Annotated in this window: 20 protein-coding genes, 1 tRNA gene and 1 pseudogene; 7 read left to right on the top strand and 15 right to left on the bottom strand. The window is 70.7% G+C overall.

All coding sequences use genetic code 11. From position 1 onward, the window contains the following. Positions 1–36 precede the first annotated feature (36 nt). A tRNA-Leu gene (locus ACIQM3_RS30565) sits at positions 37–124 on the top strand. Between the two features lie 45 nt (positions 125–169). Here ACIQM3_RS30565 and ACIQM3_RS30560 read toward each other — a convergent pair. The 3 genes from ACIQM3_RS30560 to ACIQM3_RS30550 all read right to left on the bottom strand — a co-directional run bounded on the left by ACIQM3_RS30560 (position 170) and on the right by ACIQM3_RS30550 (position 4,976). Beyond that, the gene (locus tag ACIQM3_RS30560) at positions 170–2,722 is read right to left on the bottom strand and encodes an alpha-L-arabinofuranosidase C-terminal domain-containing protein (protein ID WP_401630098.1); all 2,553 of its coding nucleotides are present in this window, start codon (positions 2,720–2,722) and stop codon (positions 170–172) included. Positions 2,723–2,838: 116 nt separating this feature from the next. After that, the gene (locus tag ACIQM3_RS30555) at positions 2,839–3,876 is read right to left on the bottom strand and encodes a family 43 glycosylhydrolase (RefSeq protein WP_401630096.1); all 1,038 of its coding nucleotides are present in this window, start codon (positions 3,874–3,876) and stop codon (positions 2,839–2,841) included. Between the two features lie 47 nt (positions 3,877–3,923). Next, positions 3,924–4,976 carry a rhamnogalacturonan acetylesterase gene (locus ACIQM3_RS30550; protein WP_401630094.1) on the bottom strand — a complete coding sequence of 351 codons (1,053 nt, stop codon included), beginning with the start codon at positions 4,974–4,976 and terminating at the stop codon, positions 3,924–3,926. A 294-nt stretch (positions 4,977–5,270) separates the two neighbouring features. Here ACIQM3_RS30550 and ACIQM3_RS30545 point away from each other — a divergent pair. Further along, positions 5,271–6,482, top strand: a pseudogene (locus ACIQM3_RS30545) (immunoglobulin-like domain-containing protein); the annotation flags it as partial. Positions 6,483–6,881: 399 nt separating this feature from the next. On the opposite strand, the gene ACIQM3_RS30540 reads toward ACIQM3_RS30545, so the two are convergent. From ACIQM3_RS30540 to ACIQM3_RS30520, 5 genes are all read right to left on the bottom strand, one after another. After that, positions 6,882–9,341: a CBM35 domain-containing protein gene (locus tag ACIQM3_RS30540; RefSeq protein ID WP_401630613.1), complete on the bottom strand. Its 2,460-nt coding sequence runs from the start codon at positions 9,339–9,341 to the stop codon at positions 6,882–6,884. A gap of 112 nt (positions 9,342–9,453) precedes the next feature. Then, positions 9,454–10,284: a carbohydrate ABC transporter permease gene (locus tag ACIQM3_RS30535; protein WP_401525103.1), complete on the bottom strand. Its 831-nt coding sequence runs from the start codon at positions 10,282–10,284 to the stop codon at positions 9,454–9,456. Further along, positions 10,281–11,207, bottom strand: coding sequence for a carbohydrate ABC transporter permease (locus tag ACIQM3_RS30530; protein ID WP_401525100.1), 927 nt, complete (start codon positions 11,205–11,207; stop codon positions 10,281–10,283). Before ACIQM3_RS30530 ends, ACIQM3_RS30535 begins: the two co-directional genes overlap by 4 nt. Positions 11,208–11,241: 34 nt before the next feature. Then, entirely contained in the window at positions 11,242–12,561 is a 1,320-nt protein-coding gene (locus tag ACIQM3_RS30525) for an ABC transporter substrate-binding protein (protein WP_401630092.1), read from the bottom strand. Between the two features lie 62 nt (positions 12,562–12,623). Beyond that, on the bottom strand, positions 12,624–13,667 hold the full coding sequence (locus ACIQM3_RS30520; protein WP_401525095.1) for a LacI family DNA-binding transcriptional regulator: 1,044 nt from the start codon (positions 13,665–13,667) through the stop codon (positions 12,624–12,626). Between the two features lie 103 nt (positions 13,668–13,770). Between ACIQM3_RS30520 and ACIQM3_RS30515 the strand changes: the two genes are divergently transcribed. Both ACIQM3_RS30515 and ACIQM3_RS30510 read left to right on the top strand, forming a co-directional pair. Continuing rightward, positions 13,771–15,849 (top strand): alpha-galactosidase, encoded by a 2,079-nt coding sequence (locus ACIQM3_RS30515; RefSeq protein WP_401630090.1) that lies wholly within the window; start codon positions 13,771–13,773, stop codon positions 15,847–15,849. A gap of 135 nt (positions 15,850–15,984) precedes the next feature. After that, positions 15,985–16,923 (top strand): pseudouridine synthase, encoded by a 939-nt coding sequence (locus ACIQM3_RS30510; RefSeq protein ID WP_401630088.1) that lies wholly within the window; start codon positions 15,985–15,987, stop codon positions 16,921–16,923. A 12-nt stretch (positions 16,924–16,935) separates the two neighbouring features. Here the strand turns inward: ACIQM3_RS30510 and ACIQM3_RS30505 are convergent, their stop codons facing one another. From ACIQM3_RS30505 to ACIQM3_RS30495, 3 genes are all read right to left on the bottom strand, one after another. After that, complete coding sequence (locus ACIQM3_RS30505) at positions 16,936–17,565, bottom strand: MBL fold metallo-hydrolase (protein WP_401630086.1); 630 nt, start codon at positions 17,563–17,565, stop codon at positions 16,936–16,938. Next, a complete protein-coding gene (locus ACIQM3_RS30500; RefSeq protein WP_401630084.1) occupies positions 17,565–18,650 on the bottom strand; it encodes an S-(hydroxymethyl)mycothiol dehydrogenase in 1,086 nt (361 codons plus the stop codon). The genes ACIQM3_RS30505 and ACIQM3_RS30500 overlap by 1 nt, the downstream gene beginning before the upstream one ends. Before the next feature lie 75 nt (positions 18,651–18,725). Next, positions 18,726–19,427, bottom strand: a complete 702-nt coding sequence (locus ACIQM3_RS30495) for a FadR/GntR family transcriptional regulator (RefSeq protein WP_401525081.1) — start codon at positions 19,425–19,427, stop codon at positions 18,726–18,728. 144 nt (positions 19,428–19,571) lie between these two features. Here ACIQM3_RS30495 and ACIQM3_RS30490 point away from each other — a divergent pair, with 144 nt between their 5' ends. Together ACIQM3_RS30490 and ACIQM3_RS30485 are read left to right on the top strand one after the other, a co-directional pair. Continuing rightward, positions 19,572–20,081 carry a gluconokinase gene (locus tag ACIQM3_RS30490; RefSeq protein ID WP_393758074.1) on the top strand — a complete coding sequence of 170 codons (510 nt, stop codon included), beginning with the start codon at positions 19,572–19,574 and terminating at the stop codon, positions 20,079–20,081. A gap of 11 nt (positions 20,082–20,092) precedes the next feature. Further along, entirely contained in the window at positions 20,093–21,490 is a 1,398-nt protein-coding gene (locus ACIQM3_RS30485) for a GntP family permease (RefSeq protein WP_401630082.1), read from the top strand. A gap of 6 nt (positions 21,491–21,496) precedes the next feature. Here the strand turns inward: ACIQM3_RS30485 and ACIQM3_RS30480 are convergent, their stop codons facing one another. The 4 genes from ACIQM3_RS30480 to ACIQM3_RS30465 all read right to left on the bottom strand — a co-directional run bounded on the left by ACIQM3_RS30480 (position 21,497) and on the right by ACIQM3_RS30465 (position 25,475). Further along, positions 21,497–22,162, bottom strand: a complete 666-nt coding sequence (locus ACIQM3_RS30480; protein ID WP_401630080.1) for a cytochrome b/b6 domain-containing protein — start codon at positions 22,160–22,162, stop codon at positions 21,497–21,499. Then, positions 22,104–22,769 (bottom strand): molybdopterin-dependent oxidoreductase, encoded by a 666-nt coding sequence (locus ACIQM3_RS30475; RefSeq protein WP_401630611.1) that lies wholly within the window; start codon positions 22,767–22,769, stop codon positions 22,104–22,106. Before ACIQM3_RS30475 ends, ACIQM3_RS30480 begins: the two co-directional genes overlap by 59 nt. Positions 22,770–22,906: 137 nt before the next feature. Further along, positions 22,907–24,475, bottom strand: a complete 1,569-nt coding sequence (locus ACIQM3_RS30470) for an APC family permease (RefSeq protein ID WP_401630610.1) — start codon at positions 24,473–24,475, stop codon at positions 22,907–22,909. A 37-nt stretch (positions 24,476–24,512) separates the two neighbouring features. After that, on the bottom strand, positions 24,513–25,475 hold the full coding sequence (locus ACIQM3_RS30465) for a hypothetical protein (RefSeq protein WP_401630078.1): 963 nt from the start codon (positions 25,473–25,475) through the stop codon (positions 24,513–24,515). Between the two features lie 241 nt (positions 25,476–25,716). Between ACIQM3_RS30465 and ACIQM3_RS30460 the strand changes: the two genes are divergently transcribed. Then, the gene (locus ACIQM3_RS30460) at positions 25,717–26,142 is read left to right on the top strand and encodes an ASCH domain-containing protein (RefSeq protein ID WP_401630077.1); all 426 of its coding nucleotides are present in this window, start codon (positions 25,717–25,719) and stop codon (positions 26,140–26,142) included. The last annotated feature ends 31 nt before the right edge of the window (positions 26,143–26,173 follow it).

Below are 26,173 nucleotides of genomic sequence, written 5' to 3'. Positions count from 1 at the left end.
GTCGGAACGGGCCAGGGCCCGCGAGACAGACACCTTGTCCGGGTGGCGGAATGGCAGACGCGCTAGCTTGAGGTGCTAGTGCCCTTTATCGGGCGTGGGGGTTCAAGTCCCCCCTCGGACACCAGCGAAGAACCCCCAGGTCATCCTGGGGGTTCTCGCTTTTCCCGCCCTACTCCCTGATGCGCAGGAAGGTCACGGAATGTGCCGGGAAGGTGTGGGTGAGTACGCGTCCGTCGACCCGCAGGGTCGATTTCCGTGGAGCCACCTGCCGGTCGTCGGCGGTGTTCACCGCGTCTGGGGCGGCCTGGAGCGTGGTGACCCGGGCGGTCCGTGAGGCCGGCTCCGCCCCCAGGTCGATCCGGGTCCTGGCATCCGATGCCTGGGCGTTGACCACCTTGACCACGAGCTCGCCGGTGGCGTCGTCGCGGGTGACCACCTGCCGGAAGGGTTCGGCGGGCTTGTCGTCGGTGAAGGTGCCCCACTGTTCGCCGTCGAGGAAGAGGGTGACCTGCCGGCCGCGCACCTGGACGCGGATGTCGTACGCGCGCCCCGTCTCGATCGTGGTGGTGTCCTCGGTCATCGTCTGTTTGGCGCCGTCGACCGCCTTCTCCACGGCGGAGCGGGTGTTGCCCCAGCCGCCGAGGTTCCACCAGTAGGTGTTCCCGGTGTCCTTGACCCCGAAGGCGACGAGGAAGCCCTCCTTGCCGGACTTCTTGGTGGCCCTGACCTTCATGTCGTAGTTCTGCCAGCCGGTGTCCCCCGCCGTGACCAGGGTGTCCTCGGCGCTCTCGTCGGACTGGACGTACGCCCCGTCCTGGACGGCCCAGGAGCCACGTCCTGCGGCCTTCGTCCACTGCGCGTCGCCGCCGGAGAAGTCGTCGCCCATCAGCCGGGTGCCGTCCTCCGCGGTGACCTCGACGTCGTCGTACGCGGCGCTGGTGGCCCAGGTCGACAGGCCGACGGCGCCGGTGATCGGCTCCGTGGTGGCGGGTGTCGAGGAGGCGGTGCTCGGTACGACGCGGTCGCCGACGTTGTTCATGAAGAGCTTCTGCACCTCGTAGTTGGCCGACCCCCATGACTTCTCGTTGTCGAACCAGATCATGTCGGGCCGCCACTGGGAGTCGTTCGTGTCGGCGAGCAGCGGGGCGTAGGAGGCGAGCTCCACGACGTCGGCGTTGCGTTCCAGGCCCGTCATGTAGGCCGCCTCGGCGAGGGCGTTGGAGAAGCGGTTGTCGAGGGAGGCGTACTCGCCGAGGAAGACCTTCGGGCCCTGGCGGTCGTAGGCGTCGTAACGGGCGTTGTTCTCGAGGAACCACTGCGGGCTGTTGTAGTAGTGCTCGTCGACCATGGCGACGTCCGCGTCCCGGTTGAGCTGCCAGGCGCGATCGAAGGTCGTGCCGCTGTCGTCGGGGCCTGAGTTGCTGATCACGGTGATGTCGGGGTACCTGGCCTCGATCGCCTCACGGAACTCGGTGAAGCGGGCGAAGAACTCGTCGGGGAGGTTCTCCTCGTTGCCGACCTCGAGGTGGGTGAGGCCGAACGGCGCGGGGTGGCCCATGGCGGCACGCTTGGCGCCCCAGGTGGAGCGCGCCGGGCCGTTGGCGAACTCGATCAGGTCGAGGGTGTCCTGGATGTGCCGTTCCAGCAGTTCGGGGTCGTCGGTCGCCTTGTTCTGGCCGCAGCCGGTGACGAGGGCCGGCACGACGGGCAGGGCCATTGCCCCGATGTCCTCGGCGAACTGGAAGTACTCGTAGTAACCCAGGCCGTACGTCTGGTTGTAGCCCCAGAAGTTGGCGTTGACCGGACGCTGCTCGACCGGGCCGATGGTCTCCTTCCACTGGTACGAGCGCTTGCGCTCCCAGCCGGGCGCCTCGTAGGCCTCGTGGCTGCCGGTGTTGACGAGGCAGCCTCCGGGGAAGCGCAGGAAGCCGGGGTCCAGGGCTGCGGTCTTCTCAGCGAGGTCCTTGCGCAGGCCGTTCGCCCTGCCCTTGTAGGTGTCGCGGGGGAAGAGCGAGATCATGTCGAGCCGTACGGTTCCGCTGCCGCCGGCCGTGACGGTGAGCCGGCCGTCCGCCGCGGAGGTTCGGACGGTGAGGGTCCCGGTGTACTTCGTCCAGCGGTCGCCGCGGGCCTTGATGCGCAGGGGCGAGGCGAGGGCCGTGCCGTCCGCCGTGGCCGCCCCGACGGTCAGGGGGGTGCCCTCGGGGCGGTCGGTGCGGGCCCAGACGGAGAAGTCGTAGCGCTCGCCCTTGCGCAGGGTCAGGCCCTGGTTGTAGCCGGAGTTGGTGACTCCGAAGCCGGCCCCGCGGCCTCCCGCACCGTCCAGGTCGAGACGGAGATAGCGCCGGTTGCGTTCGCCCAGCCGCCCGCTGTCGTCCACGGTCGTGGCGGTTCCCGTGCCGCCCGCGGCCGAGGTCTCGCTCCACGCGGTCATGGGCGAGTACGCGGCGTTGTCGGCGCGGTCGTACTCGAAGGACCGGTTCTGGACGAGTTCGGCGTAGAGACCGCCGTCGGCCGCGTGGTTGATGTCCTCGTAGAAAACGCCGTACATCGACTCGCTGATGGCGGGGCCCGTGCGGTCGGGGTGGACGGTGAGGGAGTAGTCGGTCGCCTCCGCCCGGGACGAACCGTCGTCGGCGCGGGTGGGTGCTGCCACCAGTGTGCCGAGCAGGAGGGCGATGACCGGGACGGTGAGTCTCGGCCACAGGTGCGGGTGCGGCATGGACGCTCCAGGGATCACTGTTCGAGATATCGGACGTTGACCAGAACTTCGAACGAAAGATAGGCAGGGCGCGGCGGTGGGTCAACGCCTCTGCCCGAACTGGCCGGGACGCGCCCTCACGAGCGCACGGGGACCCCGAAGTCCGGAGTGCCGTCCGCACGCCAGCCGAACGGCTGGACGCGGGTGTGACGGTTGGGGTCGTGCAGCGGATCGCCGGTGATCTCCTTGTACGGCCGGGCGTGGTAGGCGAGCACGTCCGTGCGGCCGTCCTCGGCGACGGTGAAGGAGTTGTGGCCGGGTCCGTACTGGCCCGACTCCTCGCTGCTCGCGAAGACGGGTTCCGGGGACTTGGTCCAGGAACCGGGGTCCATCAGGTCGCTCCGGGCGTCGGCCGTGAGCAGGCCCATGCAGTAGTTGGCGTCCGTCGCGCTCGCGGAGTACGTCATGAAGACTCGGCCGTTCCGCTTGATGACCGCCGGCCCCTCGTTGACCTTGAAGCCGGCACATTCCCAGTCGTACTCGGGTGTGCTGAGCCGGATCTGAGGCCCTGTCAGCGTCCAGGGGTCGGCCATCCGTGAGAGGAAGAGCCCGGTGTTGTTGTCCAGTCCTGGCTCGTACTGGGCCCAGGCGAGGTAGCGGTCGCCGCGATGCGTGAAGGTGTGCGCATCGAGGGAGAAGGTGTCCCAGGCCGTGGTGAGCTGCCCCTTCTCGGTCCACGAGCCGCGGAAGGGGTCCGGGCTCGCGTTCTCCAGCACCCAGATCCGTATCTTCCACACGTCGTCCGCCGGGGCCGCGGCGAAGTAGACGTACCACCTGCCGCCGATGCGGTGGAGTTCCGGCGCCCAGATATGGGCGGCCATGTCCCCGGTGGTGTGCCTGGTCCAGATCACCGCTTCCTCGGCGGTGCTCAGGCCACGCAGGGTGCGGGAGGAGCGCAGGATGATCCGGTCGTACTCGGGGGCGCTGGCGGTGAAGTAGTAGCGGCCGTCGGTGTGCCGCGTGATGTGCGGGTCGGCGCGCTGCTCGACCAGCGGATTGCGGTACGGGGCCCGCGCCTCCGCGGCGTGGGCGACGCCGGGTACGGCGGTGAGGGCCCCTGCGACCAGGGCTCCCCTCAACATGGTCCTGCGGCTGGGCACTTCGGCTTCACTCATGGGTATCGCCTTTCACAGGGGAGTTCGGCGTGGGCGTGGAGCGGGATTCACCGGACCGTGCGCGCCGGGACCAGCTTCTGCGCCCGCAGTTCGCCGACCACGAGCGCGGCGTACTCGGTGGCACCGCGCGCCGAGGTGTGGGTGTTGTCGCGCTTCTCGTCGTAGAGGTAGAGCGCCTTGGACCCCTCGGGGCCGAGCTCCTCGACCCGGGACCTGGTGAGGGCGGTGAGGTCGACGAGCGGGGTGTCCTGCTCGGCGGCGAGGGAGCGCACCTCGGCGGGCAGGTCGACGCCCAGGCCGTTGACCAGCAGCGCGGTGCCGTTGTCGAGGGTGCCGTCGGCGTTGAACCAGCGGCGGACGATCGGAGTGACGAGCACGGGGCGTCCGCCCTCGGCCCGTACGCCCTCGATCATCGCGGTGAGATTGGCGCGGTAGGTCTCGCGGTCGGTCTGCTTGTCGTTGTGGGCCAGCTGGATGAGCACGAGGTCGCCGTGGCGGATGCGGGCCCGGAGGGCCGGGAAGAGCGCGGGGTTGTCCCGGAAGGTCTGGGAGCTCTCGCCGGAGTCGGCGTAGTTGGCGACGGACAGCCGGTCGGTGAGGTACTGCGGGAGCTGCTGGCCCCAGCCGGAGTAGGGATCACCCGGCTGGTCGCAGACGGTGGAGTCGCCGGCGAGCAGGATCTGGGGCACCCTGGCGCGCTCCACGTGCAGCGAGGCGAGCTGCGGGGCGGCGCCGCCGAAGGTGAGGTCGAGCCCCGGGCTGCCGGTGGCGCCGGTGGGTTCGCCCTCGGGGTCGCGCACGTCCACGGTGAACGTGCGACGGACGGTCTCACCGGGGGCGTTCGGAGTCTCGGCGAGCACGGATCTGCGGGACTCCGCGGTGACCGCCGTGGAGCCGGCCTCCGCACCACCTCCGAGGACGGCCCGGACACGGTAGGTGCCGGGTGCGACGTCGAAGTGGCAGACGACGGGGGCGGCACCGGTGCAGCGGTCCCGCCCGGCCGCGGCACGGTCCTCGGCTCCGGCGGGAGCAGCCGCCAGGGTGGTCAGGGCCGCGGCGGCGGTGCAGGCGGCCAGCAGTACGGATCCAGCTCGGCGCATGGCGGGTCTCCTGGGTTGAATGGATTCAGCGGGGCCAGACCATACGCGGTCGCGCAAGCGCTTTCTACGGTGCGAACGGCTTTCTCCGCACCCCTTGACGAGGGCCACCAGCGGCCCTAACGTCGGTCCGATTTCACGAACGTAGTCCGATATTTCGAACACGTCGTCGGGAGAGTCATGCGTCCGCACCTCACCGGAAGAGCCTTCGGCTCTCTGCTGCCCCTGCTGTCCCTCGTCGCCGGCCTGCTCGCGTTCCCCGGTGGAACGGCTCGGGCAGGGACCGCCCCGGCGGGTGACCGGGCCGCCACCGCGCGGGCCGCCGCCTCGCTCACGGTCCACGGACTCGGCGACGTACGCGGCAATCTGACGCTGCCGGCCGCCGGCGCCCACGGCACCTCCGTCATCTGGAGGTCCCACAAGCCCCGCGTCATCGACGCGACGGGCCTCGTGCACCGCCCGGAGCCCGGCGCGGGGCCGGAGCGGGTGAAGCTCACCGCGGTCGTCACACGCGGGAGGGCCGCCACGCGCCGTACCTTCACCGCATCGGTGCCCGAACTGCCCCGGAAGCAGGCGTACACCGGTTACGCCATGAGCTACTTCACCGGCGAGGGCACCGCCGACGGCGAGCAGATACGCATGTCGCTCAGCCGGGGCGACGACGCGCTGCACTGGCAGGAGCTGAACGGCGGCGAGCCGGTGCTCACCTCGGATCTCGGCACCGAGGGGCTCCGCGACCCGTTCATCATCCGTTCCCCGGAGGGCGACACGTTCTACCAGATCGCCACCGACCTCCGGATGTACGGCGGCAACGGCGGCAGCTGGGACCAGGTGCAGCGCACCGGCAGCAGGTCGGTCATGGTCTGGGAGTCCAAGGACCTGGTGAACTGGACGGACCGGCGGCTGGTCGAGGTGGCGCCGGAGACCGCGGGCAACACCTGGGCACCGGAGGCCTATTACGACGAGGAGCTCGGCTCGTACGTCGTCTTCTGGGCCTCCAAGATCTACTCGGCGGACGACCCGGAACACACCGGCAGCACGTACAACAAAATGATGTACGCGACGACACGCGACTTCCGCACCTTCAGCGAACCCGCCGTATGGCACGACCCCGGGTACTCGGTGATCGACTCGACGGTGGTCCGGCACGACGGCAGCTACTACAGGTTCACCAAGGACGAGCGGAACCCCTCGTCGGACACCCCGTGCTCCAAGTTCATCACGGTGGAGAAGTCGCAGGACCTCACATCCCCCTCGTACGACTTCGTCGCCGACTGCGTCGGCAAGGGCTCGGTCGACCGCGGTGAGGGCCCGGCGGTCTTCCGGTCCGGCACCGAGGAGAAGTGGTATCTCCTCATCGACGAGTTCGGCGGCCGGGGCTACGTGCCGTTCGAGACCGACGACCTCGACTCCGGGAAGTGGACGATGTCGACGGAGTACGAGCTCCCGCCGGGCGCCCGGCACGGGACGGTCCTCCCGGTCACGCAGGAGGAGTACGAGCGGCTCCTCGGCTCCTGACGGCGAGGCAGAGCGCGCCGTCAGCAGCCCGCCCACCCCGCTGGCGGCATCGCTCCCGGTCCCAGAAGGGGGGCGGGGCACGCCGGCCCGGTCCTTGGGCCCGGCTGCCCTTCGCCCGCTGCCGATACGGCCGCCCAGCCGCCGAGAACGAAGACCCCCACGGCGGAGACGGCCGTACCGGCCCGGTACAGCCGGCCCCGGGAGCGCCGCCGTCCCTCCCCGGCCATCCCCCGCTCGACGCGTGCGAGTATCCGTGCCCGGTCGGGCCGGTGCGCGCGCGCCGCGCTCCGCAGCATCCTGCGCAGATCGTCGTCTCTCATCAGGTCCTCTCGGAGACCGGGCGCCGCGCCGCAGCACACGGTGGCGCGGCGCCCGGGAGGGTGCACCGGGTCAGCCGCGGACCGGTGCGAGCTGGATACGGTCCAGGTTCGGGGCCCAGGCCGACGCGTTGCCGAAGGTGACGGTGTTGGCGCCCTTCCTCAGTTCGACCGGGACGCCCAGGGTCCAGAAGTCGTCCCAGCTCCAGGTGTTCTTGAAGGTGACCTTCTGGGTCCGGCCCCCGACGGTGACGTCCGCCGTGCGGGCCATGATGTCGGTGTTGTACGCGTGTCCGTTGTCGCGCCGGTCGTTGTGTCCGTACCGCGCGACCAGGACGTAGGCGCCGGCGCGCGGCGCGTCGACGTTGAACACCGCCTTGCTCGCGTCGCTGTTCCCCAGCCACCCGATGTAACTGCCCTCGGAGGCGTGCGCAGCGGCCACCAGCCGGGCCCCGCCGGACAGCTCGGCCTCCGTGCCCGCGTAGCTCAGGACGCCGGAATCCGAACCGGAACCCGTCACGTCCAGGGAGCGCAGCGCGGCCTGCCCCGTCGCGGTGACGCGGTTGTTGCCCGCGACGAGATAGAGCTTCAGCGCCCTGCCCGGGTGTGCGGTGACCGTCTCGCCGTGCAGGGCGAGCCTCACGGGGGCCGAGGCGCGCGGGACCACCGTGTAGTAGCCGTCCCGCGGCGCGTACACGTCGAAGACGGCTTCCGCCCCCCGCCCGAGGACCAGCGCGCCCGTGCCGGTGCCGGCCGAGCTCCGGTAGTCGTACGCCACCCTGCCCGACACGTCGGCCAGGGTGGCCTCGTACGCGGTGGACGGGGTGGTGTGCGCCGTCAGGTCGATGCGGTCGAGCGTCGCCTCCCCGGTGTCGTGGGCGAGGGTGAGCGTGTGGGAGCCGGCGGTGAGCTCGACCGTGAGGTCCTTCTTCGCCCGGTACAGCCAGTTCTCGGTCGACGGGTAGGTCACCACGGCCGGTGTACCGCCGTCCACGGACAGGAGTTGGGTGGACGGGCTGCCGCTCTGGTTGCCGTACAGGACGGAGAGGTCGTAGGTGCCCGTCGCCGGGACCGAGACACGGAACTGGACCTTGCTCTGCGCCGAGTCGAGGGATCCGACGTCCTTCGTGCCCGATGCCGCGTAGCCGTTGGCGTCGGACACCGTGCCCTGGGTGCGGACCTGGCCCCCCGTGATCACGGCGTCCTCGGCCTCGTAGGAGGCGGTGAACGGCACGGTGGCCTCGGCCGGTGTGCCCGAGCCTGCCGGGGTCAGCACCACGCGGTAGGCGGACATCCTGTCCATGCCCGTGACGGGCACGGTGACGCTGCCGTCGCGGGCGACCTTCAGCTCGGTCCGTGACAGGACGCGCGGGGTGGCGTGGCCGCCCTCGTAACCGGACCAGGCGGCTTCGGCCACGGTCGCGGTGACGTGCCGGCCGAAGACGTCCGGGTCGACATGGCGCACGGCCACGTCCGCGTCACCCGACGCTCCGCCGAGCAGGACCTGCGCCTGGCGGCGGGAGCGGTCGAGGGACGCGAGGCCCTGGAGGGTGTCGACGGTGTGCGGCCGGGGCGGCGTGACCTTCACGGTCCTGCCGGAGAGACCCGCGTACCAGCGGAAGAACCACCAGCCGCCGTTGGGGATGTTGGTGTGCACGACGTTGCCGTCGAGGTTGCCCGCGGCGTCCCAGTAGGCCTGGTCGGCGTAGACCTTGTTGCGCTCGAACATCGAGACCCACTGGACCAGCTGGCCGGGGACGGAGAGGTCGCGGCGGTTGGCGTACTCGTTGATGTTGATGGCGAGCGGCTCGATGCCGAGCCGCTTCTCGGTCGCCCGGTAGGTGTCGTAGTGGTCCTGGAAGTCCCGCAGCGAACCGGAACCGAGCTCGTGCCAGGTCATGACCTCGGGCAGGACGTTCTCCTCCTTGGCGAAGGCGAGGAAGTCCGTCAGCAGCCGGGGGTGGTACGCCGACTCGTTGGGGCCGGCGATCCGGGCGTCCGGGTCGGTGGCGCGGATGCGCTCGTACACCGTCTTCCAGTCCTTGAAAAACCGGTCGCGGTTGACCTCGTACGTCGCCTGGTCCTCGACTCCCAGCTCGTACCAGATCCAATCGGGTTCGTTGAACGGGACGTAGACGAAGTGCTCGCTGTTCGGGGCGGCTTCGACGTCCTCGGCGATCCCGTCGACCTTGGTGAGGTAGTCGTCGATGCCCAGGTCCTCGTAGGGCCACTTGGCGTAGATGTCCTGCATCATGACGAGGACGTCGCCGCCGCCGTTGCGGAAGAAGGACTTCGAGACCGTGATCGCGTCACCGTTGGGGTGCTGCGCGCCGCCCTCGGCCTTCTGCGAGATGGTGGATATCTTCAGCGGTTCGAGGACGGCGTCACTCGGCACCCCGTCGTCGCTCAGCCCGTAGAGGGCGCCGTTGGCGCCGTGCATGACCGGCCCCTCGGAGGCGGCGAGGTCGACGGAGAGGGTCTGTGCGGCGGGCGCGGCCGCGGCGGGCGCGGCGGCGGGCGGTCCGGTGATCATGGCTGTCGCTCCCAGGAGGGCCGCCGCGGCGGCGGTGGTCACCCGGAGTCTGCTCCTGCCGGGCGTACGGGGTGTGCGGGCTGTGCTCACGTGGACCTCCGGTCGGTGGGCGTCACTTGACGGCTCCGCTGGTGATTCCGGACACGATCTTTCGCTGGGCCACCAGGAACACGGCGACCATGGGCAGGCTCATCAGCACCACGTAGGCGAAGACGAGATGCCAGTTGTCGAGGTAGAGCTGGGCGCTGGCGACCTGGTAGAGGTTGATCGGCAGGGTCGCCACGTCTCCGCCGCCGAGGACGAAGAAGGCGTAGAAGACGTCGCTCCAGGCGTAGAGCATCACCATGATCGTCGCGGTGGCGATGACGGGCCTGAGCAGCGGCAGCACGATCCGCAGGAAGACGCGCAGCGGTTTCGCGCCGTCCACCCGGGCGGCTTCCTCCAGCTCGGCCGGGATGGTGCGGATGAACCCGGTCATGAAGAAGATCGACGTGGACAGGTACATCCCGGTGTAGACGGCGATCATGCCGGGCCGGGTGTTGGCCAGCCCGAACTGCCGCAGTTCCATGACGACGGTGATGACCGCGGGCGGCAGCAGGAGGCCGCTGATGGTCAGTGCGTACGCCGCCGACACGAGCCGGGAGGTGCGCCGGGCGAAGACCCAGGCCGCTCCGGCGCCGAGGATCAGCACGAGGACCACTGACGGGACGACCACCAGCAGTGAGTTGAGCATGCCGCGGAGCATCTCCCCCTGGCCGACCGCGTCCGCATAGTTGTCGGACGGCTGCCAGTGCCCGGGGGCCCGGAGGTTGGGGTCGGCGGCCTCACCCTGGGGCTTGGCCGAGGTGACCAGGACCAGCCACAGCGGTACGCCGACGGTGAGGGCCGCGAGGGACAGGACGAGGGCGGGGCGGCCCAGTCTCCACAGGAGGGAGGGGTTCACAGCAGCTGCTCCCTTCGGCGCAGTCCGACGATCAGGGGGATCGCGACGGCGACGACGATCAGGAAGAGGACGAGGCTCATCGCGGAGGCCTGTGCGTACAGGCCCTGTCCGAAGACCCGGAACATGTAGATGTTGAAGACCTCCGTGGACGCGGCGGGGCCTCCCCCCGTGGTGGCCTGCACGATGTCGAAGGTGTTCATCGAACCGATGAGCGCGGTGGTCGCGTTGAAGGTGACGGCGGGCGCGAGCATCGGCCAGCGCACGGACCGGAAGGTCCGCCAGGGGCCGGCGCCGTCGATCTTCGCGGCCTCCAGCATCTCGCCCGGGATCCCCTTGAGCCCGGCCAGATAGATGAGCATCGACAGGCCCATCCACTTCCAGCCGTGGATGAGGGATACCAGGACGAGGGTCCAGTCGGTGGAGCCGAGCCAGGGGATGTCCGTGCCCAGTGCGGAGTTGACCGCGCCGTCCTGGTCCAGCAGCGCCTGGAACACGTAACCGACGGCGAGGGCAGAGATGAGCACGGGCAGGAAGAAGACGGCCCGGAAGCACCGGTTGAACCGGGTGTCCGCTTCGAGGAGCAGCGCGAGGCCGAGCCCGAGGCCGTTCTGGAAGAGGGCGGCCAGCGCCGCGTAGAGGAGAGTCGTCCTGATGGCCCGCACCAGGGATCCGTCGGCGGCTATCGTCCGGAAGTTGTCGAGCCCCGCGAAGGAGATGTCCGCGTGGTACGAGGACCAGTCGGTGAACGGGTAGTAGAAGTTGAGCAGGTTCGGCACCAGGAAGAAGGCGGCGAAGACCACGACGGCCGGCAGCGCGAACCACCAGGGGTGGTGGACGGCGGCGCGCGGCACCCGTCCCGCCTTCTTGTGACTGTTACGGGCGGTTCCTGCCGCCTGTGTGCTGCGTACGGCTGTGTCGGCCACGGCTGGGGATTCCTTCGCTCTCGGCGGCGCGGGATCAGAAGCCGGGCGCGCCCTGGGCCTTGGCCACCTGCGCGAACTGGTCCTGGATCGCCTGGGCCACCTGCTGCGGGGTCTTCTTGCCGTAGATCATGTCGGCGAGGTACAGATGCGTGTCCGGCGCGACGATCGCCTTGGCCTGGAAGACGCCGTTCGCCGTGGGCAGTGCCTCTATCTGGGCCTTCGAGGTGTCCGGGAGCCCTTCGGGCGAGGGCACCGAGGGCTGCACGGAGGGAATCTTCATCGCCTTGATGTAGGAGGCGTAGTCCGTGTCGAGCCAGAAGGCCAGGAACTGCCGGGAAGCGTTCTGCCGCTTCTCGTCACCGGTCCTGAAGGCGACGACACCGTTCGTCTGGTCCGGCGAGTACATCCCTTCCCCGGTGGACCGGGAGACCGGGAACCAGCCCAGCTTCCCGTTGATCTCCTCGGTGCTGTACTTCGCCTGCAGCTGGGACTGGAAGGAGGTGACGTTGAGGACCATGCCGGCCTCGCCCTTCCACAGGGCGTCGGCGGAGCCGGTGAAGGTGCCCGTCCGGTAGTTCTTCTGGGCCAGTCCGGCGTCGAGCAGCTTCTCCTTGTACGTGGTGACCGCCTCGACGACGACGGGGTCGGTCCACTTCTCCTTGTTCCGGTTGAGGCCGGACCACCACTGGTTCCCGAGGTCGGTGAGCTGGACCTGCATCTGCCACTGCAGCGGCCACTTGTCGCCGCCGGCCTCGTAGAAGGCTGCCGCGTCCGTCCGGTCCTTGATCCGGTGGCCGAGGGCGAGCAGGTCGGCGTAGCTCTGCGGGAGCTGCTCCTCGGTGATGCCGGCCTTCCTGAAGACGTCCTTGTTGTAGTAGACGCCGAGCATGGCGGGGCTGGTGACGATCGCGGCGTAGCGCTTGCCGTCGAGGACACCGAGGGACTTCTCGGTGTCACCGAGCTTGTCCACCCAGGGTTCGCCGTCGAGGGTCAGCAGATTCTGCTGGGGCTGGATGAACGGCAGTGTGGAGACGGACGGCTGCCAGAACATCAGGTCCGGCTTGTCTCCCGAGGCAAGCTTCGTCGGCACGTTCTGTTCGTAGAGGTCGGGAACGGCCTGGGTGTCGATCTCGGCGCCGGTGGCCTTCTCGAAGGCGTCGACCACCTGGGCGGGGGCGTTGACCGTGTTCTGGGCGGTCCACATGGTCAGCTTCACCCCGTCGAGCTTCGCCGTGGGGTCGACGGCCGTGCCGGAAGCGGCGCCCGTCCCGCCGTTCACACCGGGGTCGCTGCACGCGGTCGCGGTCAGGGCGGTGGCACATATCAGCACCAGGGCCGGGAGGACTCTCTTCATGGGGGCTGTGCTCATCAGGGCTCTGCCTCACTGCGTCGAAGGAGTGGGTCGTCGTGGGCGGGTCACTGCTTTCCGGTGGCCGGCGGGGGTCCCGAGCTCTCCCTGACCATCAGCTCCGGCACGGCGACCGGGCGCGGCACGACCGGAGCGGATTCCTCGACCGCCCGGTGCAGGAGTCCGAAGGCGGCACGTCCGAGACCGGTGAAGTCGAGCCGTACGGAGGTGAGTGACGGGGTCAGATAGGCGGAGTGGGGCGCGTCGTCGAATCCGGCGACGCTCACCTCGCCGGGGAGGTCCCGGCCCGCCTCGTGCAGGGCACGGATGACCCCGGTCGCGAGGTCGTCGTTGCCGCAGAGGATCGCGGTGACCGAGGGGTCGGCGGCCAGCTTCCGGCCCGCCGCATAGCCCCCCGCCGGGCCCCAGTTGCCCTGCAGCGGCCGTGGCTGGGGTGCGCCCGCCTCGCGCAGCGCGGAACGCCAGCCGGCCGTCCGGGGCGCCGTGCGGGTGGTGCTCGACGGAATGGCGACGTAGTGCACCGTCCGGTGGCCGAGCGAGAGCAGATGGGACGTGGCTTCGTGGGCCGCGGCCCGGTCGTCGGTCCATACCCAGGGGCTCTCGGCTGCGGGCGGACGCCCCGGGGTCTCGACCACGCCGACGAACGGGAGCCCGGCGGGCACCGAGCCCAGCGCCAGCACTCCGGCCGGATCGTACGCGATGACGATGAGCCCGCCGCCGGCGTCCGCGGCCTGCTGCACCTGGGCGCGCACGGCTGCCTCGTCCGATGCCTCCAGCACGCCGATGCCCACGGCGTACGCGGCCGAGCGGGCCGCTTCCTCGACACCCTGAAGGATCTTCGCGTAACCGTATTCGGTGGTGTTCGCGGTGAGCACCGTGACGGACCTGGTCCGGCCGCTGGCCAGCGCGTGCGCGGTGGCGCTGCGCCGGAACCCCAGCTCCTCGATGGCCGCGAGCACGCGCTCCCTGGTGGCCTGCCTGACGCTCGGGTGCTCGTTGATCACGCGGGAAACGGTCTGGTACGAGACGTTCGCCGCGGCGGCGACATCCCTGATGCTCGCCGTTCTCCTTGTGTGACCGGTCACTTTCATGCCAGGATTGTGACCGGTCACACAAGGCTCGTCAAGAGACCGTAACGGCAGATTCACCCAGGGGACGCAGACCGCCGTCAGGCGGATCCGGGAGGAGTTCACGTTGACCGGTGAGGCAGCCAACAGCGCCGCGGACGAATTCACTTGGGGCCATTCGGGCCTTTCCGTTCACTTCGCCACCGCGGCCGACGGAACGCTGAGGATCACTCACCTGGCCGGCCCGGGCGACCTCGGGGCTCCGTCGGGCGCACCGCTTCCTCTCGTCGACATCACGGCGCTCGGTCACGGCAGCGGCTGGTCCGGGCCCCGGTTCGTCGACTCGGCGCTCGGCGGGCGGCTGCGCTACCGCTCGCACCGGACCGGCCGCGAGGGCGACCAGCACCGGCTCCACATCGAACTCCACGACCCGGCGAGCGGACTGACCGCCGAGGTCGGCTACTCCACCCCGGACGGGGTCCCCGTCGTACGCTCCCGCGTCCGCCTGCGCAACGACGGCCCCGCTCCCCTGGTGATCCAGTCCGTCTCGAGTCTCCTCCTCGGTGGTCTCCCCTCCCCCGACGTCCTGGACGTCCACCGGGCGCGCAACGACTGGCTGGCCGAGTGCCGCTGGTCGGTCGAGCCGCTGCGCGCGCATCTCGCCGATATCGGACGGGGTGTCCACGAGCACGAGAGCCGCGCCTGCCTGGCGGTGAGCAGCAGGGGGAGCTGGCCCACCGACGGCCACCTGGCCATGGGCGCACTGCGGGACCGCACGGACGGCAGGACCTGGCTGTGGCAGATCGAGTCGGCCGCCGCGTGGCGCTGGGACACGGGCGAGTGGGGTGACGGCTCCTGGCTCGCGATCGGCGGGCCGACCGACGCGGACCATCAATGGCGCGAACACCTGCTGCCGGGAGCGGAGTTCAGCACCGAACCTGCGGCGCTCGCCCTCGGGGGCGGTTTCGAGGAGGCGCTGGCCGCACTGACCGCGTACCGCCGGGCGGTCCGTCGGCCGCATCGCGACCTCACCGCCCTGCCCGTCGTGTTCAACGACTACATGAACACGCTGATGGGGGACCCGACCACCGCGAAGCTGCTGCCTCTGATCGACGCCGCCGCAGAGGTCGGAGCCGAGTATTTCTGCATCGACTCCGGCTGGTACGACGACGACGCGGAGGGCTGGTGGGACAGTGTCGGTGCCTGGCTGCCTTCGGCCCGGCGATTCCCGGACGGCGGGATACGCCGCGTCATCGACCACATCCGGGGGCGCGGCATGGTGGCGGGGCTCTGGCTGGAGCCCGAGGTCGTGGGCGTACGGAGCCCGGTCGCCGCGACCCTGCCCGACGAAGCGTTCGTACGCCGGGACGGCATACGGGTCACCGAGCACGGCCGCCACCAGCTGGATCTGCGTCATCCGGCTGCCCGCGCGCACCTGGACGCGGCCGTGGGCCGCATCGTCGGCGAGTGGGGAGTGGGCTATCTCAAGCTCGACTACAACATCACCGTCTCCCCCGGCGGCCCCCTGCTCGGTCATGCGCGCGCGTGGCTCGGCTGGCTGCGGTCGGTGCTCGACCGATATCCCGGCCTGGTGATCGAGAACTGCGCCTCGGGCGGGATGCGGATGGACGGCGCCTCGCTCGCCGTGGCCCAGCTCCAGTCCACCAGCGACCAGCAGGACCCGCTGCGCTATCCGCCGATCGCCGCCGCCGCGCCCACCGCCGTCCCTCCGGAGCAGGGCGCGGTCTGGGCCTACCCGCAGCCGGGCTACACGGACGACGAGATCACGTTCACCCTGGGGGGTGCGCTGCTGGGCAGGATTCATCTCTCGGGGCACCTGGACCATATGTCCGAGCGGCAGCTGACGCTCGTGCGCGAGGCGCTGGACACCTACAAGGCGCTGCGCCACGAGCTGCCCCGGGCCGTTCCGTGGTGGCCGCTGGGTCTGCCCGGCTGGACGGACGAGTGGCTGGCGCTGGGGATGCGGGGGCGGGGTGTGACGTATCTGTCGGTGTGGCGCAGGGCCGGCGGGAGGGAACGCCTGCTCCCGGTTTCTCATCTGGCCGGCCTGGTCGTGACGGCGGAGATCCTGCACCCCTCGGCTCCGGCGGGCAGGGTGGAATGGCGGCCGGATGGTGCGGAACTGCTGGTGGAGGTGGACGGCGACCGTCCCGCGTGCCTGCTCGTGCGTCTCACCGCGGGCTGAGTCGGGGATGATGGTGCCCTGGGGTGGAAGGCGGACGCCGGCCCCGGGAGAGCCCGCCATCGAGAAGGATCCGGCAGTGACCATCGTGTCGATCAGCAGCCCCCTCCGCGTGCCCGCGCGCCTCCGTAGCGGCCGATGAGGGGACGCGGGAAGCCGCCCGCCGCCCCGCTCCCCCAGCGGGACGGGATCGACCCGGTGCGGGTGAGACTGCCGGAGGACCCCGCCGGTGCCTGGGAGAGCGTCCGGGACCATCTGATGGACCGGTTCGCGCGGGCGATCGGGGCCCGGCGGGTGGACGCCATGCTCGCCGAGGGGCTGTTCGTCGGGGCCGACGGCGGTGCGGTGGGGGGTAACGAGCCGTACACGGCGGGCCGGTTCCTCTGGTTCCACCGGGATTTCGCGCCGGAGGAGCCGGTGCCGTTCCCGGTCGGTGTGGTGTACCGCGACGAGCACCTCGTGATCGCGGACAAGCCGCACTTCCTCGCGACGACTCCGCGGGGCCGGCACATCACCGAGACCGTGGTGGCCCGGCTGCGCAGGGAGCTGGACCTGCCGGAGCTGCAGCCCGCGCACCGGCTGGACCGGCTGACGGCGGGCCTGGTGCTCTGTGTCGTACGGGCCGGGGACCGGGGCGCGTACCAGACGTTGTTCCGGGACCGGCTGGTGCGCAAGGAGTACGAGGCGGTGGCTCCGTACGATCCGGAGCTCACGCTCCCGCGCACCGTGCGGAGCCGGATCGTGAAGGAGCGCGGGGTCATCGCCGCACGCGAGGAGCCGGGGACCGCTAACAGCGAGAGCTGGATCGAACTCGTCGGGCACCGGGGCGCCTTCGGCCGCTACCGGCTGGTGCCGGCGACCGGCCGCACCCATCAGCTGCGGGTCCATATGAACGCGCTGGGGCTGCCGTTGGTGAACGACCCGGTCTATCCGGTGGTGGAGCCCGAGCCGGAGCACGCGGACTACGGGCGGCCGTTGCAACTGCTCGCGAAGGTCCTGGAGTTCACCGACCCGGTCACGGGTGAGCCGCACCGCTTCGAGAGCGGGCTGCGGCTCTCCGCGTGGCCGGACCGGTGAGCCCCGCCCCGCTCAGTGGCCGCGGTTGATCCAGTCCTCCAGCTGCGGGGCCTCCGCGCCGATGGTCGTGGAGTCCCCGTGCCCGGTGCGGACCTCGGTCTCCGGGGGGAGGGTGAGAAGCCGGTCCCTGATCGAGTCGATGATCGTCGGGAAGTGCGAGAAGGACCGCCCCGTGGCGCCGGGACCGCCCTGGAAGAGGGTGTCGCCGGTGAAGACGGTGCCCAGTTCCGGGGCGTACAGGCAGACCGCTCCCGGGGCGTGGCCCGGGGTGTGCAGGACCGTCAGCCGCACTCCGGCGACGTCCAGCTCCTGGCCGTCGGCCAGTTCGGCGTCGGGGGCCCGGTGGGGGTGGGTCTGATTCCAGAGCGGCAGGTCGTCGGGGTGCAGCAGGATCGGCGCGCCGGTCGCGTCGGCGAGGGCGGGGGCCGCGTCGATGTGGTCGTTGTGCGCGTGGGTGCAGATGATCGCGCGCAGGGTGCGGCCGCCGAGTGCGGCCTCGATCGCGGCGGCGTCGTGCGCCGCGTCGATGACGACGGCCTCGGTGTCGTCGCCGACGATCCAGACGTTGTTGTCGACGTCCCACTCGCCGCCGTCGAGGGCGAAGGTGCCGGAGGTGACCAGGTGGTCGATGCGGGCGGCCATCAGAAGACCACCACCGAGCGCAGGACGTCACCGTCGTGCATCCGGGCGAAGGCCTGCTCGATCTCGCCGAGCCGGATGGTCTCGGTGACGAAGGCGCCCAGGTCCAGGCGTCCCTGCTGGTGCAGGTCGATGAGCATCGGGAAGTCACGTGAGGGCAGGCAGTCGCCGTACCAGGAGGACTTGAGCGAACCGCCGCGCCCGAACACGTCGAGGAGCGGGAGTTCGAGCTGCATCTCGGGCGTGGGCACTCCGACGAGGACGACGGTGCCGGCGAGGTCGCGGGCGTAGAACGCCTGCTTGTACGTCTCCGGGCGGCCGACCGCCTCGATGACGACGTCGGCGCCGTTGCCGCCGGTCAGTGCGCGGATGGCCTCGACGGGGTCGTCGGAGCGGGAGTTGACGGTGTGGGTGGCGCCCATCTTCTTCGCCGTCTCCAGCTTGCGGTCGTCGATGTCGACCGCGATGATCCTGGCTGCTCCCGCTAGGCGGGCACCGGCGATCGCGGCGTCGCCGACGCCGCCGCAGCCGATGACGGCGACGGAGTCACCACGGCCGACCTGGCCGGTGTTGATGGCGGCGCCGATGCCCGCCATGACTCCGCAGCCGAGCAGCCCGGCGACGGCCGGGGAGACCTCGGGGTCGACCTTGGTGCACTGGCCGGCGGCGACGAGGGTCTTCTCCGCGAACGCGCCGATGCCGAGAGCCGGGGAGAGCTCGGTGCCGTCCAGGAGGGTCATCTTCTGCTTGGCGTTGTGGGTGTCGAAGCAGTACCAGGGGCGGCCGCGCAGACAGGCACGGCACTGGCCGCACACCGCGCGCCAGTTGAGGACGACGAAGTCACCCGGTTCGACGTCGGTGACGCCGTCACCGACGGACTCCACGACACCCGCGGCCTCGTGGCCGAGCAGGAAGGGGAAGTCGTCGTTGATGCCGCCCTGCTTGTAGTGCAGGTCGGTGTGGCAGACACCGCATGCCTGGATCTTGACCACGGCCTCGCCGGGGCCGGGGTCAGGGACCAGGATCGTCTCGACGCGCACCGGCTCGTTCTTCCCCGGTGCGATGACCCCTTGTACCTGCTGCGCCATGCCGTGGTCTCCCATCCCGACTGCCCCGTCATTCCGAAGATCGAACCCGCTCACCGTACCCGGGCGGGGGGCCGCTCATGGGGCGAGTACGTCCAGTTCGTGGAGCGCGCCGACCGCGATCTCCTTGGTCAGCCGTTCGGCCCCCTCGGCGTCGCCCTCGCGTACGGCTTCGGCGAGCCGGACGTGGAGCGTGACGGCGGCGGGGTCCGGGTCCTCGAACATGACCTGGTGGTGGGTCCGGCCGGCCAGGACCTCGGCGACGACGTCGCCGAGCCGCGCGAACATCTCGTTGCCGGAGGCGTTGAGGACGATGCGGTGGAAGGCGGTGTCGTGCCGGAGGTAGCCCTCCAGCTGCTGGCCGCGCGAGGTCGCGACCATGCCGAGGGCGCACTCCGTGAGTGCGGCGCACTGCTCGGCGGTGGCGTTGAGGGCCGCCAGGCCCGCGGCGACGGGTTCGACGGCGGACCGCAGCACGGTGAGGGAGCGCAGCTGCCGGGGCCGGTCGGAGCCGGCGAGCCGCCAGCGGATGACCTGGGGGTCGTAGACGTTCCACTCCTCGGTGGGCCGCACGGTCACCCCGACCCGGCGCCGGGACTCGACCAGGTGCATGGATTCCAGGACACGGACCACTTCGCGTACGACGGTGCGCGACACGTCGAAGCGCTGGGCGAGCTCGTCGGTGCGCAGGACCTGGCCGGGCGGACAGTCCCCCGCCGCGATCTCCAGGCCCAGGGTGTCCAGCACATGCGTATGGAGCCCCTGGGCAGGTGTGGTCATGCCCACAACCCTACGGGGCGGCTCGGGGGAACAAAAAGTACGACGTTTATGTCACAGCCACTTGAATAAGTCGTATGTAATGGGTTTCAGTAGCGCGACGGACCGATGTCGCGGACCGATGTCGAAGAAGACAGCGAGGCACCAATGAGCACCCCCCACGTCGTCGTGGTGATGGGCGTAGCAGGGACCGGCAAGACCACGATCGGCCCCCTGCTCGCCGACGCCCTGGGCGTCCCCTACGCCGAGGGCGACGACTTCCACCCGCCGGCCAACATCGCGAAGATGTCCGCCGGTACGCCCCTGGACGACAACGACCGCTGGCCGTGGCTGGACGCGATCGGGCAGTGGGCACACGGCCGGGCGGAGCTCGGTGGCGTCGTCAGCAGCTCCGCGCTCAAGCGCTCCTACCGCGACCGGCTGCGGGCCGAGGCTCCCGGTGCCGTCTTCCTGCATCTGACCGGCGACCGGTCCCTCATCGAACACCGCATGGCGGACCGCAAGGGCCACTTCATGCCGACCGCGCTGCTCGACTCCCAGTTCGCCACCCTGCAGCCGCTGCAGGAGGACGAGGCGGGCGTCGCCGTCGACGTGTCCGGCACCCCCGAGGAAATCACCGACCGGGCCGTCGCCGCGCTGCGCCGGCTCGCGAACTAAGGATCACCACCGTGACCAGTCTCAGCGTCGAGATGCTGGCAGCGGATGCCGTCGAACCGATCACTTCGGCCGGTAACGCACAGCTGGGCATCGCCGTACTGGCGGGCATCGCCGTCATCGTCCTTCTCATCACCAAGTTCAAGATGCACGCGTTCCTCGCGTTGACCATCGGCTCCCTGGCGCTCGGGTCCTTCGCGGGGGCCAACCCGGCGAAGACCATCGCCAGCTTCACCGCGGGCCTCGGTTCGACCGTCGCGGGTGTCGGTGTCCTGATCGCCCTGGGCGCCATCCTGGGCAAGCTGCTCGCCGATTCCGGCGGCGCCGACCAGATCGTCGACACGATCCTCGCGAAGGCGAGCGGGCGCGCGATGCCGTGGGCGATGGTGCTGATCGCCTCGATCATCGGGCTTCCGCTCTTCTTCGAGGTCGGAATCGTGCTGATGATTCCGGTGGTGCTGCTGGTCGCCAAGCGCGGCAACTACTCGCTGATGCGGATCGGCATCCCCGCACTCGCCGGTCTCTCCGTGATGCACGGGCTGATCCCGCCGCACCCCGGCCCGCTGGTCGCGATCGACGCGCTGGGCGCCAACCTGGGTGTCACGCTGGCCCTCGGTGTGCTGGTGGCCATTCCCACCGTGATCATCGCGGGTCCGGTCTTCTCCCGCTACGCCGCCCGCTGGGTGGACATCGAGGCGCCGGAGAAGATGATCCCGCAGCGTCCGTCCGAGGACCTGGACCGCCGCCCCAGCTTCGGCGCGACCCTGGCGACGATCCTGCTGCCCGTCGTGCTGATGCTGATCAAGGCACTCGTCGACATCGTGGTGGACGACCCGGAGAACCACGTCCAGCGGGTCACCGACGTCATCGGCTCGCCGCTGATCGCGCTGCTCGCCGCCGTGATCGTGGGCATGTTCACCCTGGGCCGTGCGGCCGGATTCACCAAGGGCCGTCTCTCCAGCACCGTCGAGAAGTCGCTCGCCCCGATCGCGGGCATCCTGCTGATCGTGGGCGCCGGCGGCGGGTTCAAGCAGACCCTCATCGACGCCGGTGTGGGCCAGATGATCCTGGAGTTCTCCGAGAACTGGTCGATCCCCGCCCTGCTCCTCGGCTGGCTGATCGCCGTCGCGATACGGCTGGCGACGGGCTCCGCGACCGTGGCCACGATCTCCGCGGCCGGTCTGGTCGCCCCCCTCGCCGCGGACCTGTCGACCTCGCACGTCGCGCTGCTCGTCCTCGCGGTCGGCGCGGGTTCGCTCTTCTTCAGCCACGTCAACGACGCGGGTTTCTGGCTGGTGAAGGAGTACTTCGGCATGGACGTCCCGCAGACGATCAAGACCTGGTCGGTGATGGAGACGATCATCTCCGTCGTCTCGCTGGGCTTCATCATGCTGCTGTCGCTGGTGTTGTAGCCGGCCTCACTCCTCCGGCCCCCGCCACAGCGGGTGCTCGGAACGGGCCCAGAGGCGCTCGACCGACCCGGTGCGCATGCCACGGCGTGCCTCCGGGTCGGCGAGCGCCTTCGCCATGTGTCCGGCGAGGACGATGCCGATCGCGAGGGCCAGCCAGTCGTGGACGAAGGTCGCTCCCGTGCGCCATACCAGCGGGGCGAGGCCGGTGAACCACATCAGCAGCCCGGTGCCCAGCATCACGAGCACGGCGCCCGCGATCCACCCTGCGTAGATCTTCTGGCCGGCGTTGAACTTCCCGGCCGGCCGTGATCCGGGCGTGCGGTCGCGGCGCAGGGCGGCCCGCAGCCACTGCCGGTCGTGCGGCCCGAACCGGTTGAGCCGTGAGAGGTCGGCGCGCAGCGCCCGGGAGACGAGCCCGGCGAGCAGCGGTACGGGGACGAGCAGCCCGGACCACTCGTGCACGGTGACCACGAGGTGCCGGCGGCCGACGAGTTCGGCGAGCTGGGGGACGTACAGACAGGCGGCCGTGGCGACGCAGAGCAGTGTCAGCCAGGCCGTGGTGCGGTGCACCCAGCGCTCGGCGGTGGTGAAGCGCCGGATCCTCGGGGAGGGTTCAGACGGTGGGGGCGTCGTCGCGGCCGTTGGACCGGCCGACCCAGGCGTCGACGTCATAGCCGAGCTCCTCCCAGTATCCGGGGCGTACGGAGTCGGTGACGGTGATCCCGGAGAGCCATTTCGCCGACTTGTAGAAGTACATCGGGGCCACGTAGAGCCGGGCCGGGCCGCCGTGGGAGTGGGCCAGCGGCTTGTCCTGCATGCGCGTGGCGACCAGGACGTCCGGGCGGCGGGCCTGTTCGAGCGTGAGGCTCTCGCTGTAGGCGCCGTCGAAGCAGGTGAAGCGGATCGCCTTCGCCCCGGGCCGTACCCCTGCCGCGTCCAGCAGCGCCGAGAGCCTGACGCCCTCGAACGGGGTCTCGGGCACCCGCCAGCCGGTGACGCACTGGACGTCGCGCACCATGCGGGTCTGCGGCAGCTCCGCGAGGGTGTCGAGCGTGTACGTCGCCGGGCGGTCGACCATGCCGTCCACGGTGAGGCGGTAGTCGGCGGCGGTCTTCTCGGGCACGGACGTGGCGACCGAGTAGTAGCGGAAGCCTCCGCCGTTGGGCAGCAGGCCGGTGAGGCCGGTGGGGTCCTTGTCGGCGACGGCGCCCAGCCCGCTCTCCAGCGTGCGCTGCAGAACGGGGGCGGCCGCCACCCCGGCGGCGCCGAGGCCGAGCATCGTCAGGACGAGACGGCGGCCGACGGGCGTGCCGCCGCCGTCGGGAGGGGGACTGTTCACCTGCCCATTCGAACACCCGCGGCCGCCTGTCACCAGGGGCCGCGGGTGTGCGTCACTCTTCCGTAAGGAGCGCGGGATCAGCGCGGGCCCGTGCCGCCCTCCGCCGCCTTCTCCAGCTGGAACGCCTCGTTGCCGAGACCGATCCTGGCGTGCACCCCGGGCCTGGTGCGGCGCAGCACCGCCCCGTGGACCAGGCCTCCGGCGAGGGCCAGGACGATGACGCCGGGGAGCAGCCAGTTCAGCGCCGAGCCGGGGCCGGAGCCGACCAGGACGTCGAAGTCCCGGACGGTGAGGACGGCGATGGCCAGCAGGGCGAGGCCCGCGAGCCCGGAGGCGACGAGCCGGGGCGCCTGGGCCCGGCCGGCACCGCGCCGTACGAAGAACGCGATGACCGCGAAGGAGGCCGCGGCCATCAGCACGATGACGCCGAGCGCCCCGACATTGCCCATCCAGGTGAACAGGTGCAGGACGGGCGCGGTCGGGTCGCCGACCGGGTTGTCGTCGGTGAGGGCGAAGGCGAGCAGGATCACGACGGAGAGCGCGGACTGGAGCATGGAGCCGGTGGCGGGGGCTCCGCTCGCCTTGTTGGTGCGGCCGAAGCGTGCCGGCAGCAGTCCCTCACGGCCCATGGCGAAGGCGTAGCGGGCGACCACGTTGTGGAAGCTGAGCAGCGCGGCGAACATGCCGGTGACGAACAGGACGTGCAGGACGTCGGTGAAGGTGGCGCCGAGCCGTTCCTCGGTGAGGCCGAAGAGCATCCCCGGACCCTGCTCGACGGACATGCCCGCGATGGACGACGGGCCCGCGGCGACGGTCAGGGCCCAGGAGCTGACGGCGAGGAACAGGGCGGCGTAGCCCACGGCCAGGAACATCACGCGGGAGACGACGACCTGCGGGCGGCTGGTCTCCTCGGCGTACACCGGGGCCTGCTCGAAGCCGACGAACGCGGCGATGCAGAAGCAGAGCGCGGTACCGAGGCCGGCGCCGGTGAGCGTCTCGGGGTTGAACGCGTGCAGGGACAGGCCCTCGGGGCCGGGCTTGCCGACTGCGGCGATGTCGAAGATCACGACGAGGGCGCACTCGATGACGAGCAGCACCCCGAGCACCTTGGCGTTGAGGTCGATCTTCAGCCAGCCCAGTACGCCGACGACCGCCACGGCGACCAGCGCGGGGATCCACCACTGGAGTTCGATCTCCAGGTACGTGGCGAAGAGGCCCGAGACCTCGAAGCCGAGGATTCCGTAGATGCCGACCTGCATGGCGCTGTAGGCGACCAGCGCGACGAGCGAGGCGCCCGCGCCGGCTGTGGGGCCCAGGCCGCGGGCGATGTACGCGTAGAAGGCGCCGGCGTTGTGGACGTGCCGGCTCATCTCCGCGTAGCCGACGCCGAAGAGCATCAGGACGATGCCGAGGATGACGTAGAGCAGGGGCTGTCCGACGATGCCCATCACCCCGAAGACGGTGGGCATCACCCCGGCGACGACCATCAGGGGGGCGCTGGCGGCGAGGACGGACAGGAGCAGCCCGGGGGTGCCGAGCCGGTCGGCGCGCAGCGCGCGTTCCTCGCCCTTGTACGTGTTGATCCCGCCGGTGTCGGCGCTCCCGGTCGTGCCGGTCTCGCTCGTATCTGTTCTGCCCGTCGACATGGCGGGGGTGATCCCTTCCTCGATGAACGAACGTGCGTCAGGGGGCACCGAGCGCGAGGGTGCGCGCGGCGATGAATTCGGGGTACGGGTCGCGGCCCGCGTACGACCACGGCGCCTCGGTCGCATGGAGGCCGATGCGGTGGAACATCGCGGCGGCCTCGGCGGGACGGCCCTCGCAGATCTTCGCGTGGGCGAGGAAGTTGAGGTCGGCGGTGTGGCGGGGGTGGTCCTCGCGTTCCCATTCGAGCCACCAGTCGAAGGCGGCCTTCATCACCTGTCTGGCCCGGCGCCCCGACCAGTGGCCCGAGGCCGCCGGGTCGTCGGACACGGCGCCGGCCGCGGCCAGGACGCGGTAGCGCTCGGCGTGGGCGACGACGGGGAGTACGGCGAGCGGCGAGTCGGCGGGCGCCTGTTCGGCGGCCCAGGCGGCGAAGTCGTACACCTCGTGGAGCGGGTCGCTCTCCGGGTGCGCCTCGGCGAGGACGGCCGTCATGAGGTGGTGGGCGTGGTGGTGTTCGGGATGCCGGGCGCGGATCTCCTCGAAGTGCCTGGCGGCCGGCTCGTGGGTGCCGTGTGTGCGTTCCAGCGTCATCAGGCCTAGCCAGGGGGTGGGGTCGGCGGGGTCCAGCGCGGCCGCGGCCAGGCACGCCTCGCGCGCCCGGGCCCCCTCGGCGGCGCCGGCCTCGGGTCGCTGGGCACGGGCGACGGTGGCGCAGGCGAGGAGAGTCGTGGCGTCGCGGCTGTCCGGCTCGGCGAGCAGCCAGTCTCGTGCCCATCCGGCGGCGGACGGGACGGCTGCGAGGGCGAGGAGCCGGTGGCCGCGGCGGTCCCAGTCGGTGCCGGTCGCGACGAGCAGCGAGCGGGCCCGGGTCCAGCGGCCCTGGGTGAACTGGCCCCGTACGTCGATGAGTTCGCCGTCGTCGAGCGCCAGGTCGAAGGCGTGGTCCGGGCGTCCGCCTTTGCGGCGGGAGCGGCCCAGGGGCGGCGGAGGCGGAGACATCCGCAGGCTTCCTTTTCCACTTCGACATGACGCGAGCACATATCGATGCTGTGTGCGAGCAAACGATCGCGGACAGCAAAGCGGTAGGCAATGGTCCGAGTCAAGGCCGACCCTTCCCCAACTACCTGCACTCCACACGCAGTTGACCGTGCGACGCGGGTGGACTGAACCATTCGCGCAGCTCGCGAGCACGTACGGGAGTGACGGGTGGGGCAGAGGTGACGCGTGCCACACTGCCGCCATGGAGAACCGTGAACCGCTCAAGCCCTTCCTCCTCGCCTTCCCCGGGCCTCTGCGCGACCAGCTGGTCGCGGCTGTGCTCTCGGGCGAGAAGGTCTCCACCTCCGGGCTGCTCGCGGAGTACGAGGTGGAGCGGGAGGAACTGCCGCCGGTGGGCGAGCGGTCCGCGCTCATCGACTCCGCGGGGCGTGAGATCGCCGTGGTCGAGCTGACGGAGGTGGAGGTGCTGCCGCTGGGGTCGGTGGGGCTGCGGCACGCGCTGGACGAGGGCGAGGGATACACCTCGGTCGCCGGGTGGCGGGCGGGGCACGAGGCGTTCTGGCACAGCGAGGAGATGCGGGAGGCGCTCGGGGACCCGGAGTTCACCGTGGACGACGACACGATGATCGTGGCGGAGCGCTTCCGCGTGGTGGAGCTGCTGGAGTGACCGGCCGCCGCTCCTGCCCGCCTCCGCAGCG

The sequence above is a fragment of the Streptomyces sp. NPDC091271 genome (assembly GCF_044757505.1).
In the GTDB taxonomy this organism is placed as follows: Bacteria; Actinomycetota; Actinomycetes; order Streptomycetales; family Streptomycetaceae; genus Streptomyces.
This window is presented reverse-complemented; position numbering and strand designations above follow the sequence as displayed.

Excerpts from the sequence above, each read along its gene's own strand:
- ACIQM3_RS30465 (WP_401630078.1), bottom strand. The coding sequence starts at position 25,475 with ATGTCTCCGCCTCCGCCGCCCCTGGGCCGCTCCCGCCGCAAAGGCGGA.
- ACIQM3_RS30475 (WP_401630611.1), bottom strand. The coding sequence starts at position 22,769 with ATGCTCGGCCTCGGCGCCGCCGGGGTGGCGGCCGCCCCCGTTCTGCAG.
- ACIQM3_RS30550 (WP_401630094.1), bottom strand. The coding sequence starts at position 4,976 with ATGCGCCGAGCTGGATCCGTACTGCTGGCCGCCTGCACCGCCGCCGCG.
- ACIQM3_RS30500 (WP_401630084.1), bottom strand. The coding sequence starts at position 18,650 with ATGGCGCAGCAGGTACAAGGGGTCATCGCACCGGGGAAGAACGAGCCG.
- ACIQM3_RS30480 (WP_401630080.1), bottom strand. The coding sequence starts at position 22,162 with ATGACGTCGACGCCTGGGTCGGCCGGTCCAACGGCCGCGACGACGCCC.
- ACIQM3_RS30460 (WP_401630077.1), top strand. The coding sequence starts at position 25,717 with ATGGAGAACCGTGAACCGCTCAAGCCCTTCCTCCTCGCCTTCCCCGGG.
- ACIQM3_RS30490 (WP_393758074.1), top strand. The coding sequence starts at position 19,572 with ATGAGCACCCCCCACGTCGTCGTGGTGATGGGCGTAGCAGGGACCGGC.
- ACIQM3_RS30525 (WP_401630092.1), bottom strand. The coding sequence starts at position 12,561 with ATGAAGAGAGTCCTCCCGGCCCTGGTGCTGATATGTGCCACCGCCCTG.
- ACIQM3_RS30510 (WP_401630088.1), top strand. The coding sequence starts at position 15,985 with ATGAGGGGACGCGGGAAGCCGCCCGCCGCCCCGCTCCCCCAGCGGGAC.
- ACIQM3_RS30470 (WP_401630610.1), bottom strand. The coding sequence starts at position 24,475 with ATGTCGACGGGCAGAACAGATACGAGCGAGACCGGCACGACCGGGAGC.
- ACIQM3_RS30520 (WP_401525095.1), bottom strand. The coding sequence starts at position 13,667 with ATGAAAGTGACCGGTCACACAAGGAGAACGGCGAGCATCAGGGATGTC.
- ACIQM3_RS30555 (WP_401630096.1), bottom strand. The coding sequence starts at position 3,876 with ATGAGTGAAGCCGAAGTGCCCAGCCGCAGGACCATGTTGAGGGGAGCC.
- ACIQM3_RS30560 (WP_401630098.1), bottom strand. The coding sequence starts at position 2,722 with ATGCCGCACCCGCACCTGTGGCCGAGACTCACCGTCCCGGTCATCGCC.
- ACIQM3_RS30505 (WP_401630086.1), bottom strand. The coding sequence starts at position 17,565 with ATGGCCGCCCGCATCGACCACCTGGTCACCTCCGGCACCTTCGCCCTC.
- ACIQM3_RS30540 (WP_401630613.1), bottom strand. The coding sequence starts at position 9,341 with ATGATCACCGGACCGCCCGCCGCCGCGCCCGCCGCGGCCGCGCCCGCC.
- ACIQM3_RS30495 (WP_401525081.1), bottom strand. The coding sequence starts at position 19,427 with ATGACCACACCTGCCCAGGGGCTCCATACGCATGTGCTGGACACCCTG.